We start from the raw sequence: 13,891 nt of genomic DNA, 5'->3' as shown, positions 1-13,891 counted from the left end.
ATCATTCGCAACAATAGCTTTTTGCTTTATGCCTTATGCTTTTTGCTCTTCCTAATGTGCGGCTTTATAGTGCTCCAGCAACAAATCGCCGCCAAAATCATTTTTAAGATCCCTCACTACGGTGTGAATATGGTTGGCATTATTCTGCGTGTTATCGTATTCAATAATCAGCGTAGGCCCCTGAATCCGGTAGTAGCAAGGCTTTCCCAAGGCATGTTCTGTGCTGCCCGCCCAGGTAAAATACAAGCTATCCATCCCTGCCTGCTGAATATCTTTCAACATTTTGTCTGCAAATAATTTCGTGAACCGGTGCACATATAAACTGATTAAACCCAGTAATTGCTGTTGTTCTGCCGGACTTAATTCGGCGTAGCGGATACCCGCAGGATGTGCAATCATGGCTTGTCTGCTGGCACCCGTAATAATCTCTGCAGGTGCGTTAGTAGCTATCAGGGTTTTTTGTAGTTTTTCGGGAGATAAGGACCGCAGCAAGGCAAACCCCTGCTCCGTTTCTGCTTTCAATACTTCCTTATCTTTCTGAGGTCCTTCCAGCACAATAGCGGGATTGGCGCCCAGAAAACCGGGCGTTCCGGCCACCAGCTCATTTTTTTCTGCCGAAAAATTAAAAGCCACATGATGACCTTCAAAACGCCAGCCCCAGATAGTATGCGCGGAAGGCACTCCAAAAATGGTCAGGAAATATTTGCCGGGGTCCCGGTAATGATCATTCTCCGGCCTGTGTTCCAGCTCCTTCAGCACCAGGTCCAGCTGCATAATATCATTCACCTTCTTCACCGTTTCCTCACTCAGTGTAGTGCTTAATAAAATAAAGAGTGCCTTTCGTTGCGCTGCATTCAGCTCATTTACGGAAATACCTTTACGGTCATCCCGTGGAACGTAAGAGAAATGGTACCGCTCTCCTGTATCAAAAGGATAAAGCGTTTGCGCCTGCTGCGCTTTGCTAAGAAGACGAATAAACTGATTGGCTTTGCCGGCCATATCCTGTGCATGAACGGGCGTCAGGAAAAGCAGACCAAGAGTGATTAACAGGATAGACCGGTACATACGCGGGCAGTTTGAATAACGTGGAAATAGCTCAATATAAACGTTAAACCGGGAATATGCAACCTCCTCCTCCCTACCAATCGAAAAATTGATTAATTTAGAAGTCTACCCTCTTTTAATCTGATCTTATGCCCCCTAAAAAATCCAGCATCAAAGCTAAATTGACTATTACCGATTTTATCAACGACAGCAGGGTAAAAGCGGACCTGGAAAATTTAAAAAAAACGTTTGATCCCGCCAATGGGGGCAGACCTTTCGTAGTATCGGATGTGGTGGATGCTGCCGGAAATCAATATGTAAACCTGGTACAGAAAGGAGGCGGCGTATTCGGCATTGCTCTCGTAGGATATACTTATATCCTGGAAGAAATGGGGATCCGTTTTTTACGGCTGGCCGGCACCAGCGCCGGTGCTATCAACACTGCTCTGATCACCGTTATCAACAATAAGCAGGATAAAAAATCGGCCGAAGTATTACAGGCCATCTGCGACCTCGATTTCTTTTCGCTGGTAGACGGCCACCCTGCGGCGCGCTGGCTCATCCGGAGATTTATTACCAAAAAAGATTTTGTTACCAAAACAAAAAACTGGCTGCTATTCCTGCTCGGATTTTTCGGGTTGCTGATAGTGGCAGATGTGGTATTGATAGGACTCCGAAGCCAATTCCCTGCGCTCTCTGCCTGGGCAGGCGCCTGCTTCATTTTAAGCGGCTTCTGGTCCCTGCTGCTCGGTATTGGCGGATCTTATATTGTGAACCTGCTGAAACGACTCAAAAACTCCGGCTTTGGCATTAACCCCGGCGATGTTTTTTACGACTGGATCAAAAAATTGTTGCTGGCAAATGGAGTAGCCACTGTGAGCGACCTGAATAAAAAAGCCAGTACTACTCCTCCGCTTTCGCTCCGGGTACACAACGAAAGCGGCGTGGCTGATTTAAAAGGCGATGTTACCTTCATTGCTTCTGAACTGGTGACGGAAAACAAAATCCAGTTCCCGGCTATGTGCAGTCTTTTCCGCACAGATGCAGACACCATGCAGCCGGCAGGATTTATCCGGGCGTCTATGTCGATACCTGTGTTTTTTGAATCCTATATGATCAACGATATTCCTTACAGCGATGACCGGATCATAGCCGCCTGGAAAAGCTTTTTCAATAACAGCAGTCCCCCTGCCAGCGCGCGGTTTGTTGATGGCGGTATTCTCTCTAATTTCCCGATCAGCATTTTTTTTAACCCCAGTGTTCCCGTACCACGACTGCCCTCTTTTGGGATAGACCTCGACGATAGCCGACCGGGCGACAAAGGCGAAAACCCTTTCTACTGGTCGCTCACCGGCTACCTGGGTCGCATGTTCAATACCATCCGCAATTACTACGATAAAGATTTTCTACTGAAAAATGAGGTGTATCAGAAAGGCGTAGGCAAAGTGGATCTCTCTGATGATAAATACAACTGGTTAAATTTCTTCTTATCTGACCAGGACAAAATAGACATGTTTGCCATGGGGGCCGCTGCGGCCTGCCAGTTCCTGCAAACATTTGACTGGAGTACTTATAAAGACAACCGGACTGCATTACAAAAGCAGCTCACCAAATAACAATCGATCATGGAAACACTCATCAATGACGCCTGGTACTGGTTATGTATTTCAATGGGAGTGCTGCTGCTGACCACATTTATCATGATGCGGCAAAGCCGGCAGTTTTTCACCATGGATGTGGTGATGCGCAGATTTAGTATCCTTGACCTGGAGTTTCCGGGTACGCCTGCGGAAATACCGGGTATTATAAAAGGCGTATATGCGCTGCCGGTAGTGCAACAGGCCAAAACACTCCTTGCTTTACGCGGACAGCTGTGGATGGACTTCCTCTTTATGCCGGCCGCTTATGGCAGTATATTCCTGGTATGCATTAAAGTAGCAGAGAAGATGAATCCCGCCGGCACGGCACTGTTTACCTGGCTGGCATGGCTACAGTTACTGCCCTGGCTATGCGACATCATAGAAAATATTTACCTGCTGCGCAAAACGTACCCTAACGTACCCGCCTCTACGAAAACAGTACATAAAATGTATCAATGGCTGGAAATAACGAAATGGGGCGTTGCTTCCATTGGTATGGTATGTGGATTATCTGCCTTATTGTTTTTTTGGGTCACCGGTGATTTCGCGAGCGGCTCGCTGCGTTACCTGCTGATAATGGCCGCTGAAGCGGGTGTATTCATTGGATTACAATTCATCCCGGCGCCGGCAAAATCGCCCTCGGTTATTTAAGGATAATGACGGGTACTTTGGCCGAGCGGCAAATTGCGTCAGAAATACTTTTATGGGTTAAGGAGTACAGGAAACTATGTTTACCCGGTAAGGCGATGATGAGCTGCACATCGTTGGTGGCCGTGAAATTGATAATGCTGCTGATGATATCTTTATCGTTGCGGTAATATAATTCGTGGTTGAAATTTTTCAGGTATTCGTGCAGGTTATGTTCATCTTCCCGGAACTGTTCATCGGGGTGTTTATAATGTTCTTCGGGGTCTACGTTCAGCACCATCAAACGGGTAGCTGCCCATACCGGCGAAGCTTTTAATTTATTCAGTTTATCCAGGGCATGCAATGCGTTAAAGTCGGCCGGCACCAGTGCATTTTTTACCGGCACATACGTAAATCCTGCCGGTACTACCATCACGCGGATTGGACTGGCTTTGGCGATGGGGATAATGTTACGGGAAATAAGACTGTCACTGTCGCCATGATCACTGCCCAGCATCACCATATCCGGTGCTTCTTCATGGATAATTTCCATCACGGCTCTCAACAAAGGCAGTTCACTGACGGCTATCTCCACGGTGATATCTGCCGCCGCCCTGATCTTTTGCGATAATGTTTCCAGGTGTTCCATGGCTTCCTCCCGGTGGCTTTCCATAAAATCCTGGCTCACCGCGCCGTATTCTGCGGAGATTACGATATCACTAAAAACATTCTGGTAGAAAGTTTTCAGCAGGATCACCCGCTTATACTCATACTGTTGGCTCCAGGCCGCAGCGAAATGGATGGTTTCTTCTGAAGTAGTGCTAAAATCAACGGGTACGAGTAATGTTTTCATAACTATTTTGTTAGATTTTCATTCATTTTCTGCACCAATAATAATGCCTGTTGAATATCATGGGCTTTTAGTCCTGCCGTGGCTTTCTCATATAATTCCGCAATCCAGGGGGCCAGTTTTTTTTCGAGCTGTTTCCCTTTGGCGCTGAGATAAATCAGTTTACTTCTTTTGTCGTTCGGATCTTCCGTACGCGTTACCATTTCACGTTTCACGAGATTATCAATCAGGTAGGTCATGCTGGATTTATCTTTCACCATTACATCTGCCAGTTCCTGCTGATTCACGCCGTCTTTCCGGTACAGGTAAGCGAGGATTTCGAGCAGTTCAAAGCTGATATCTACTTCATGCTCCTTGATTTTTACCTGCAGGTACTGACGCAAATAAAGTCTCATTTCACCATGGGCTCTGCCGAGTTCCCGCGCCAGTTCTGCTATATTTTTAGTCGTCATCATGCAAACAAATATATCGTTTTCACCATGATGTGACAATTTAATGTGCGGCCTCCGCCAGGCTCACCTTTTGCCGGGATGTTTTCACCAGCAATAATACAAACGGCACGCATACCAGGAACATAATCCCTACCCAGAGAAATACATCCATATACGATAATACGGTGGCCTGTTTCATCACGGAGGCATCCAGGAGGGCATATGCCTTCGTTTGTGCCGTCGCCATATCAAAACCTTTGCTGTGCATGCTGGCGGTCAGTTGTGCTACCCGTTGCTGCACGGCGGGGTTATTCACGTCCAGGTGATCGACCAGGGTACTTCTATGCAAATCTGTTTGCCGCGTTACAAAAGTGGAAATCAGGGCAATACCGAAGGCCCCGCCCAGTTGCCGCATCATCCCGGAAAAGGCAGCCCCCTGCCCTATTTCAGCCCCTTTCAGGGTAGATAGTGACATGGTGCTTACCGGTACCGATAATAATCCCAAACCAAAACCACGGATAATGAGCACCCAGAAAAAGTCGGCGCTGCCGGTATCCGGCGACAATACTTTATAGGAAAGATAACTGTATACAAAAAAGATGGTCATACCGCTGGCGATGAGATATTTCTGTGGCACGCCCCGTTGAATGAGCATGGCTACTACCGGCATCATCACAGCTACGAAGAGGGTGCTGGGTAATTGCAGCATGCCCGATTGCTGGGCGGTCCAGCCCAACAGTGATTGGGTATATAGCGGAATCACGAAGGTGGAACCAAATAAGCCGAAGCCCATGATAAAAGAAAGGACCACGCCTATACGCAAATTCCCGTTCTTTAGCACCCTTAATTCCACTACGGGATACTTGTATACCATTTGCCGCCACACGAAGAAAAACAGGCCCAAAACAGCCGTTACAGAGAGGATTACTATCAGCCCGTTGCTGAACCAATCGGCTTCCTGTCCTTTTTCCAGAACAAACTGCATGGAGCCAACACCTACGGCGAGTAAAAAGATCCCTAACCAATCGACCTGGCTGGCGTCTCTTTTCTTTTCGTATTGCGGACTGCGTACGTATTGCAGGGTGAGCAAAGCGGCGATTACGCCGATGGGAATATTGATGTAGAAGATGTAAGGCCAACTATAGTTATCGATGATATAACCGCCGAGTGGCGGTCCCAGTGTAGGACCCACAATAACGCCTAGAGTATAGATGGCCTGTGCGGTGGCTCTTTTCTCGGCGGGCCAGCTTTCCGTAATAATGGTTTGTGAGGTCACCAGCAGCGCGCCGCCGCCGAGGCCCTGTAAAAAGCGGAATACCACCAGCTCCCAGATGTTGGTGGCATTACCGCATAAAAATGAACATACCGTGAAAAGTATAATGGAAACGGTAAAATAGTTTCTGCGACCAAACTGCTGGGACAACCAGCTGGTCATCGGCACAATAATTACGTTGGCCAGCGAATAGGCGGTGATCACCCAGCTCACTTCATTGAGCGTAGCGCCGAGGCTCCCCCGCATATCCGGCAGGGCTACATTGACGATGGTGGTATCTATAATTTCGAGCAGGGCGCAAACCACTGCTGTGATGGTAATAATGATTCTCCTTGATCCATATTCTACCAGCGACGCTTGTTGTTCCATGTTGCTTTCGGAAAAGTTGACGCAACAAAGGTAGGGAAATAATAGTTTGAATTCAAACTATTATTATCCATAAAAAGAGACCGTTCCGCAACGGCCTCTTTTTCAACAGGATATCAATCCAACCGTATATTTTATTTATTTCAGGAGGTCAGACAGCACCAGATCTAAGCCTTCCGCTCCTCCAATACCTACATTCACTACTTTACCGTTGGGATCAATCAACATCGTATAGGGAATAGCCTGCACGCCATAAGCTTTCGCCGCCGGGCTTTCTACGGCCTTTAAGTCGCTGAGCTGTGTCCAGGCCATTTTATCTTCTGCAATGGCTTGTAACCATTTAGCCTTATCGGTGTCCATGGATATAGAAACAATTGTAAAGTTTTTGTTCTTGTACTTTTCGTACGCGCTTATCAGTCCTGGCGTAGCAGCTCTGCAAGGTTTGCACCAGCTGGCCCAGAAATCAAGCAATACATATTTACCTTTATAATCAGACAGGGAAATAGCTTTGCCGTTGGTATCAGGAAGCGTAAATGCGGGTGCTTCTTTACCTTTTAAACTGGAGGCGCCTCCGGTAAGTTGGCTGATCATTTTTTTAATGGTAAAGGTATTTTTAGCATCTGGTCCCAGTTTTTCAATAACACCCAGTAAATCCTTTTTGGGTATATTATTACTCAGGTACGCATTGATCAGGAAGGAGCAAACACCTGAGTTTGGATGACTATTGATCCATTTTAAGCTGGCCACTACCTCATTTTGATTCAGTGCGCTGAGTGCCTCGTTTGCTTCCCTGGCCGCATCCGCATCGCCAATCTGCTGGGCTGCTAATACTTTATTGGACAGTGCCTCTTTCTGTGCATTCAGGGTATCGACGGCACGAACGGTTTTATTAACGTCTACCCAATCTGCCACAAATGGGCTACCGGTCATGACCATATTTTTAAAATTAGGTCCTTTACCGGTGATGTTCACTTTACCTGCTTCTAAGTAAAGTACGATACCACGGTCTTCCTTTTCATCCTTGCCTATTTGCAAAATATAGGTAGAGCCACCGTCCTTCATATCTACGTCAAAGTGGAAGGAACTGTTGGTGATCACTACTTTATCTACTGTTTGTGTTAACGGCCCCCATAAGACTACCGTATCACCATTTGGTAAACCCGGAATTTTTGCAGTCAGGTCCAGGCGCTTCTGGGCATTCGCCCCAAAAGCCACGCACAGGCTAAGCCCCAGCATTACTTTTTTCATATAGCTTGATTTAAATGATTCCAAAATCAATGATCTAATTCGCATTTATTCAGCACCAAAGACTCTTCTGTTTCATCATAAAAATGGATGATTTGCTGATGGGGCAGTGTGATTCCATCTTGTTGCTGATAAGCAGAAAACTCCAGTTTTGTATAGAAAGGACATTTCGCAGGGCTACCAGCACATTCTTCCAATATTTTATAACCTGTGTTGATGTCGTAATAATAGTTCCACGCTGCACCTGCCGGCGTAGTCACGTTCACTACATAAGCATTCATACCGTTCACGTGAATGGTAGAATCGCACAACACCGTATGGTACTTCTTTTCAAAAAAATGAGTCTCCGGAAATACGGCAGCGGATATACGTAAATTATCCTGTTGTGAGGCATCCAGTGCTACGGCTTCATTTAATCGTTGGCTGTTCACATTGCTGTCGATCACCATGACGCCTCGCAGTTGCAGGTTCAGGTTAGTCAGGGAAATTGTCATCTGCTGCTGAGCAGCCGTACTATTTTTAACAAATACATACTGTCCGGTAACCGGAGAAGTATAGCTCAATGTGGCGGTTTGTATCTGCCGCAGGCGCTCTTCACCTCCTATGGCCAACAGGTAACGGGCAATAACAGACGACACGCTTACGTCTTTTCCGATGGATAATTTTACGCCGGTACCTTTGCACTCATTGTTGCTGCGGTCTGTATCCGGAATCACTTTTAAGGGATCAATGATCACCGCTGTCACCGGAGAAACCGATGCATAATGAAAAGTATGCGTGCGTCCCAGTTGCCAGATTTGTGCGGGGAAATGCAGCGTATGTGCATCCCCGTTAAATTCGCGGATCAGCACATTGACCGGCATCAGCATATCACCGATATTTTCTACGGTAATGTCCACCCCTTTTGAGGGATCATTGTTTACATACACTACCTGTTTCACCGCCTGATCTGATTTCCAGTCGGTCAGGAACCAGCTGCGCCAGAACCAGCTAAGATCCTCGCCGGTACCGTTTTCTATGGCACGAAAGAAATCATCCGGTGTAGGGTGTTTGAAAGACCAGTCGTTTATAAATGCACGAAAAACGGGGTCGAAGCGTTCGGGCCCTATCACCTCATTACGCAGGAGCGACAATGCCACGGCAGGTTTTACGTACATAATCATGGCCATATTCTCCGTTAACACCGATGCTGCGGGAGTATTCAACGGTTGCATACTTTTTGAAGCAGACAACCAGGTAATGGCATTTTCCATTTGAAAGGCCCCTTCTCCTTTCAGTGAATCGCAGTTAATGAGATTGATGAACGTATTCAACCCTTCGCACATCCAGCCATGCCTGCTATCGGCGGCAATCAGCATATTAAACCAGGTATGCCCCAGTTCATGATTGGATTTAGTCCAGATGCTGCTGCCAAACCCGGAGTTTTTATAATGTATGATCGATACCGCCGGCGAAGCAATACCGGTAACGGAGCCGCCTATATTCACCCAGGTAGGATAAGGATAAGTTGCCCATAAGCTGGAATAGGCAGTTACCATTCGTTTCATTTCATTGGCAATGACATACCATTCCGGATTACTATCCGGTGGGTATAAGGCCATCGCGAGCATTTGTTTTCCCGCCGGGAGATTGACTTTCACGGCATCCCATACAAAAGCGGCAGATGCCCCCCACATACCGTCGCCGGCATTATCGAGGTGAAAACGCCAGGTTTTTTGCCCGGGTACGGCAGTCACTTTCTCCGCCGCTGCGGCCGTGATAAGATGTACCACCGTATCACTTTTCCATGCCTGTTGATAGCGTTTAAATACATCAGCGGGCAACACGGCTTCCGGATTCATCAGCTCACCGGTGCCTGCTACTGTTAAACCAGCAGGCAAGGTAATGCTCAGGTCCATTGTGCCAGGTTCTACGTAGTACGCGCTGTTAAATACATTCCAGCCATGCACATCGTCGTACACTGCCACTCTGGGAAACACGCCTGCGAGTTGAAATACTTTTCCATGCGCGGCGGAGAGAATGCCCAGGTAGTCAGATCCGTTGAACGGCAGGGTGAAATCATATTCGACGGCGATCACTGCTTTGTCGCCCGATTTTAATGGCGCCGGCAGCATCACTTTTACATAGGTATCGGTCACATCGTAAGCGGCTTTTTTCAACGGCTGCCTGCCGATGGCGGCTTGCAGCTCATGAATGCGGAAACCGTTTGTAAATTCCTGCACCCCGAAACGACTGCCCTGGGGCGGCGTTAACACGGCGGTGCGGGAATCGCTGCGAAAGCGGTTTTGCGACGCCATTAGCCACACGTAGGTGAGCGTAACGGGACTGTTGTTCGTATAGGTGATGTTTGTCTTCCCCGATATGTTACGGGTAAGCGTATCCAAAGACACTTCTACATGATAGTCGGCCCGGTTTTGCCAGTATTCCGCACCCGGCTTACCATCGGCCGTGCGAACATTGCTGCCCGATGGATAAACCAGCGGAGCAAAGGCTTCGTCGGTACTTACCTTTTTCGTTTGTGCAAAACCGTTATGACAACAGCAAGCCGCTATCAACAGTGTTGAAATTTTCTTTAGCAAAAGCATCAATAATTAGAATGGCGGAAGAAGTATGTTTAGTTTTTCATTTTATAGCAATTGGCAATCTTTTGTGTAAATGCGGGATCTGCAGCATCTCCCAGATTACCATTCAATATTTTCCCTTCATCGTCAATGGCTACCCAGTGAAGTACGCTCAGGCAATACCGTTCTACAAATTGTTTGCACTGCGGGTCTTTGGGATCGTTGGGAAGAAATAAATTATGTTCGCCTGAGAGTTGCTTCTTTGCAGAAAATTCTTTCCAGTACTCCATCTCATCCGGGCCTTCAAGGCCAATGGTCAGGAATACGATATCCTTTTTATCTTTGTAGGAATCTTTGATTTTATGGTAGATGGGTAATTCGGCCACGCAAACGGTACACCAGGTAGCCCAAATATCAATGATCACGATTTTACCTTTAAAATCAGATAAGCGAACAATATCTCCCTGGTCATTTTTCAATGCAAAATTAAAAGCCGGTGTTCCCACTTCCAGTTGGCCATAGGCTTTGTACAAGGAATCTATGCTGTGTTTTGGGGAAGCGTCTTTACCGAGGTTAGCGGCCGTTGCATACATATTTTTGAACTTCTGCGTAAAACCATTTGCCTTCCCTTCCACCACGAGTAAATCAACCAGCCATGATCCCTTTACCAGGTCGCTTTTCATCCATTTCATCACTTCAGGTAGTTTTAAACCCTCGGTGAGTGTGGAGTCCTGCATTTTCCTCGCAAACCACCACATGTTAAGGATTTGCTGCATCATGCCTTTATTTCCTATGCCGGAAAATGCCGGTGTACCAATATCGAAACCGGTTAAGCACCAGTCGGCATATGCCTTTGCCGGCAACAAACTTTTATGCGCTTCCTGAAAGGAAAACTTCAGGAATAATACTTTCGTTTGTTCGTATGCGTTAATAAGCGCAATATTTTCCTTGTCGGTTATTTTAGCGCGGTTAATCGCGGCTTTTACCTGTTGTGCGCTGGTGGTCATTAGTGCATCCACCTGTTCTACGCTATTGATCTCTGCGCCGGTGGTATACAAACTATCTACCAGATAAAGGATCCCTTGTCTGCCTGCGTCTTTTCCGGTCCAGGCAGCAGAAAACTGGTTGGGCTGCACTTTACCATCTTTGTATTTCGGTGATAGCATCATTTGTATCTTATCTCCCGTATTGACTAATACAGGCGTATTGTTGAGATACACAATTTGTTTGCCTGCATCCACTGATCGTGAAAAAGTAGCCACTGGCCTATCTTTCGCTACAAAAAAGTTTTCTGTCTGATATTCTGACAGTCCGGTATTTCCCAAATGACTGAATTGCATAAAGCCAATATACTCCGGTGTAATTCCCACCCTTACGTTCAGGGAAGTAGTGGCAACCGGGTTGCCGGCAAACGAGGCGATACTGCCTAGCAGCGTCGCCGCTATAAGTGGGAATGATTTCATGGTCACTTGCAATGATTTAATTAAAGGCAATCAGAAAGGCAGAAAGGGTGAAGTGTCAGGCCATTTTTTTATGGATGATTGCCAATAGCCTGAAGATCCACCCCATAATTATTCTTAAAAAAATTGATCACAATAGCATACTTCGCCCGTATCAACCCTTGGGTATCATAAGAAGGTTTTAAAATAGTCGCGTCCAGCTCCGCTTTTGTATTGCCAGTAATGGCGCATACGTAGCTGGAAAAATCCCAGGCAACATCTCTGTTAGTGGCACCAAGCGGGTTCCCTTCTATGAGTCCGTTCGTTGCATTTCCTGGATTGTTATAACCGCCGCCCACAGGGAGGTACTTTCTAAACTCGTCAGGCACCTCTAATGCGCCGCTTAATAGCGCCTGTTGCATGTAAGCTCTATGCACAAATCCTCTCAGTTGCTTTAACCGGGTGGGAGATTGTTGTGATAAAGTACTATCCGCCCAACCGATGCCCAATGCACCACGAACAGCACTAAAGCCGGTCAAAGCCCGACCAATGGGTATTAGTACAGAACCGTACGAGTAAGAAGAATCGAAATAAGCCGCCAATAAAATTTTAAAAGGCATAGTCTTTTGCAAAAAACTTTCCGGATAATAATTCAGGCATTCCGATTTAAAGTAACTGATGGCATTACTGATCCAGGCAGGATTCGCTGGTCCAAATGTCATCGGCAAATAACTGTTATAGTTATAAGTCAGATCCTTTTGGCTGAACTGATACAAAATATACGATCCGTATTGTTGATGAAAGGCCACTATAGAATCATCATAAGGCTGATGGCCCTGCGGTAAAGTATAGAAATCAGGTATTTCATCTGGCGTCAGCGATGCTTCTTTACTACAGGAAATTAAAATGCACAATAATAAAGGTAAACAGCCAACCATTATATTACGCAGGAAAGAGGTAGACATACAGTAAGTTTATGAATAAGTATATAATTTTTACTCTGGTAACCGGACACCGCTCACCTGTTGGTTTTGCATCAATGACATATTTCGCTGCAATACATCTGTTGGGATAGGTATTACATACTGAGGATCTCTTGCCTGCAATTCATACACACTGGTGGCATTAATGTCAGGAGTGAAAATATGTTTAATGGCTGGCATACCATATCTTCTCAGGTCAAACCAGCGGTGACCGCATTCCTTGGACAATTCTCTTCTGCGCTCTGTACGACACATTTCCAGGAGTACATCCGGTGTTTGCAGGGTCCAGTTCGCGAAACTCGCTTTATCAATCCGCCTTGCACGGAGGGTGTTCAGACTGTTCAGTGCTTCCGCTGCGGCTCCCGCATCACCTTTGGTTTTATACTTTTGAATGTACGCCTCCGCACGATTCAGGTACGCCTCTGAACTACGCCAGGAAGAACCCATATCGGCTTTAGCGCCATAAGGATCTGTCATTTTTCTGTTCACAAAATCATTGGGAATAAATATTTTCAAGATACTCGGTGTAGCGACGAAATAGATGAGTGTCCTCAGGTCATTAGCTTCATAACAGTTGGCCAGATCATGAGAAACATCATAACACACATCGCCACCGGCGGGAGTTTGTTCTTTTACGGAACCGTAATACCAGATAGTTTCTATGTTATATGCGCCTATCACAGGCTTAGTAGAAGCATCTGCTTCTCCTCCCCAGTCATTGAGATCCATTAATTGCGGATGATAACTCAGCACATAGTCTGCATGTTCAATCACCTTATCCCACTGCTCCATATACAGGTATACCCTGCTGGCCAACAAGTGCGCTGCCACATGAGAGAAACGATATAATTGCTGGTCTGACTTTACCTGGTCCAGCAAATAAATGGCACTGTCGAGGTCCTGGGTAACCTGTGCATATACTTCTTTTACCGTATTCCTGGCAGGAAAGCTTTCAGAAAGATTGGCGTCTAACTTCAATGGTATACCAGGGCTTTTATCCGGTGTGGTGGTGGAATCATTATATGGCTTTGCGTACAAATTCACCAGCATAAAATGATAGAATGCCCGCAATGCATAGGCTTCGCCCTTATACATCGCTTTTTCCGTATTGCTGCCAATGGAATTATCCAGGTATTGCAAAGCTACATTCGTTCCTAAAATCAGTTGATAATAACTCCGCCACGAATTAAAATTCATTTTATCCGGACTACCTGCCCGCGCACAAACCTCTATAAAATCAGGCTGCCATTGAAAAGCCCCCGCATTCATGAAAACCGCGGCCTGGTTATCTGCTATTGTAGGCCCATTATAAACCTGAATGTCATCATCCATCAACGCCAAATAGGGCTGCAGCAACTTATTTCCTGTAGGATATCCATCTGTATACAAAATTTCACCAAAATCCTTGGTCGTCTTAGGTATCACATCTGTT

Annotated in this window: 11 protein-coding genes; 2 read left to right on the top strand and 9 right to left on the bottom strand. The window is 46.3% G+C overall.

Annotated elements, in window-relative coordinates:
• Positions 1–51: 51 nt before the first annotated feature.
• The gene (locus VIP81_RS15470; RefSeq protein ID WP_331962459.1) at positions 52–1,065 is read right to left on the bottom strand and encodes a DUF3500 domain-containing protein; all 1,014 of its coding nucleotides are present in this window, start codon (positions 1,063–1,065) and stop codon (positions 52–54) included.
• 128 nt (positions 1,066–1,193) lie between these two features.
• On the opposite strand from VIP81_RS15470, the gene VIP81_RS15465 reads away from it, so the two are divergent.
• Entirely contained in the window at positions 1,194–2,660 is a 1,467-nt protein-coding gene (locus tag VIP81_RS15465; protein ID WP_331962456.1) for a patatin-like phospholipase family protein, read from the top strand.
• Positions 2,661–2,669: 9 nt separating this feature from the next.
• Positions 2,670–3,335, top strand: coding sequence for a hypothetical protein (locus VIP81_RS15460; RefSeq protein WP_331962453.1), 666 nt, complete (start codon positions 2,670–2,672; stop codon positions 3,333–3,335).
• On the opposite strand, the gene VIP81_RS15455 is transcribed toward VIP81_RS15460, so the two are convergent.
• The 8 genes from VIP81_RS15455 to VIP81_RS15420 all read right to left on the bottom strand — a co-directional run.
• Positions 3,328–4,164 (bottom strand): universal stress protein, encoded by an 837-nt coding sequence (locus tag VIP81_RS15455; RefSeq protein WP_331962450.1) that lies wholly within the window; start codon positions 4,162–4,164, stop codon positions 3,328–3,330. The two genes, VIP81_RS15460 and VIP81_RS15455, sit on opposite strands and share 8 nt — an antisense overlap.
• 2 nt (positions 4,165–4,166) lie before the next feature.
• Positions 4,167–4,616: a MarR family transcriptional regulator gene (locus VIP81_RS15450; protein ID WP_331962447.1), complete on the bottom strand. Its 450-nt coding sequence runs from the start codon at positions 4,614–4,616 to the stop codon at positions 4,167–4,169.
• Positions 4,617–4,653: 37 nt separating this feature from the next.
• The gene (locus VIP81_RS15445) at positions 4,654–6,234 is read right to left on the bottom strand and encodes a DHA2 family efflux MFS transporter permease subunit (RefSeq protein ID WP_331962444.1); all 1,581 of its coding nucleotides are present in this window, start codon (positions 6,232–6,234) and stop codon (positions 4,654–4,656) included.
• 135 nt (positions 6,235–6,369) lie between these two features.
• Positions 6,370–7,479 carry a TlpA disulfide reductase family protein gene (locus VIP81_RS15440; protein WP_331962441.1) on the bottom strand — a complete coding sequence of 370 codons (1,110 nt, stop codon included), beginning with the start codon at positions 7,477–7,479 and terminating at the stop codon, positions 6,370–6,372.
• Between the two features lie 26 nt (positions 7,480–7,505).
• Positions 7,506–10,055 (bottom strand): M1 family metallopeptidase, encoded by a 2,550-nt coding sequence (locus tag VIP81_RS15435; RefSeq protein WP_331962438.1) that lies wholly within the window; start codon positions 10,053–10,055, stop codon positions 7,506–7,508.
• Between the two features lie 35 nt (positions 10,056–10,090).
• Positions 10,091–11,500, bottom strand: a complete 1,410-nt coding sequence (locus tag VIP81_RS15430) for a TlpA disulfide reductase family protein (protein WP_331962435.1) — start codon at positions 11,498–11,500, stop codon at positions 10,091–10,093.
• Positions 11,501–11,568: 68 nt separating this feature from the next.
• Positions 11,569–12,441, bottom strand: coding sequence for a hypothetical protein (locus VIP81_RS15425; protein ID WP_331962432.1), 873 nt, complete (start codon positions 12,439–12,441; stop codon positions 11,569–11,571).
• 30 nt (positions 12,442–12,471) lie between these two features.
• On the bottom strand, positions 12,472–13,891 hold a 1,420-nt coding region (locus VIP81_RS15420), incomplete at its 5' end, for a RagB/SusD family nutrient uptake outer membrane protein (RefSeq protein ID WP_331962429.1).

Source organism: Chitinophaga sp., from assembly GCF_036566945.1.
In the GTDB taxonomy this organism is placed as follows: Bacteria; Bacteroidota; Bacteroidia; order Chitinophagales; family Chitinophagaceae; genus Chitinophaga.
The sequence above is the reverse complement of the archived record's forward strand: the minus strand, read 5'-3'. Positions and strand labels throughout refer to the sequence as shown.

Coding starts and splice junctions, on each gene's coding strand:
- VIP81_RS15425 (WP_331962432.1), bottom strand. CDS start 12,441: ATGTCTACCTCTTTCCTGCGTAATATAATGGTTGGCTGTTTACCTTTA.
- VIP81_RS15440 (WP_331962441.1), bottom strand. CDS start 7,479: ATGAAAAAAGTAATGCTGGGGCTTAGCCTGTGCGTGGCTTTTGGGGCG.
- VIP81_RS15430 (WP_331962435.1), bottom strand. CDS start 11,500: ATGAAATCATTCCCACTTATAGCGGCGACGCTGCTAGGCAGTATCGCC.
- VIP81_RS15455 (WP_331962450.1), bottom strand. CDS start 4,164: ATGAAAACATTACTCGTACCCGTTGATTTTAGCACTACTTCAGAAGAA.
- VIP81_RS15460 (WP_331962453.1), top strand. CDS start 2,670: ATGGAAACACTCATCAATGACGCCTGGTACTGGTTATGTATTTCAATG.
- VIP81_RS15465 (WP_331962456.1), top strand. CDS start 1,194: ATGCCCCCTAAAAAATCCAGCATCAAAGCTAAATTGACTATTACCGAT.
- VIP81_RS15450 (WP_331962447.1), bottom strand. CDS start 4,616: ATGATGACGACTAAAAATATAGCAGAACTGGCGCGGGAACTCGGCAGA.
- VIP81_RS15445 (WP_331962444.1), bottom strand. CDS start 6,234: ATGGAACAACAAGCGTCGCTGGTAGAATATGGATCAAGGAGAATCATT.
- VIP81_RS15470 (WP_331962459.1), bottom strand. CDS start 1,065: ATGTACCGGTCTATCCTGTTAATCACTCTTGGTCTGCTTTTCCTGACG.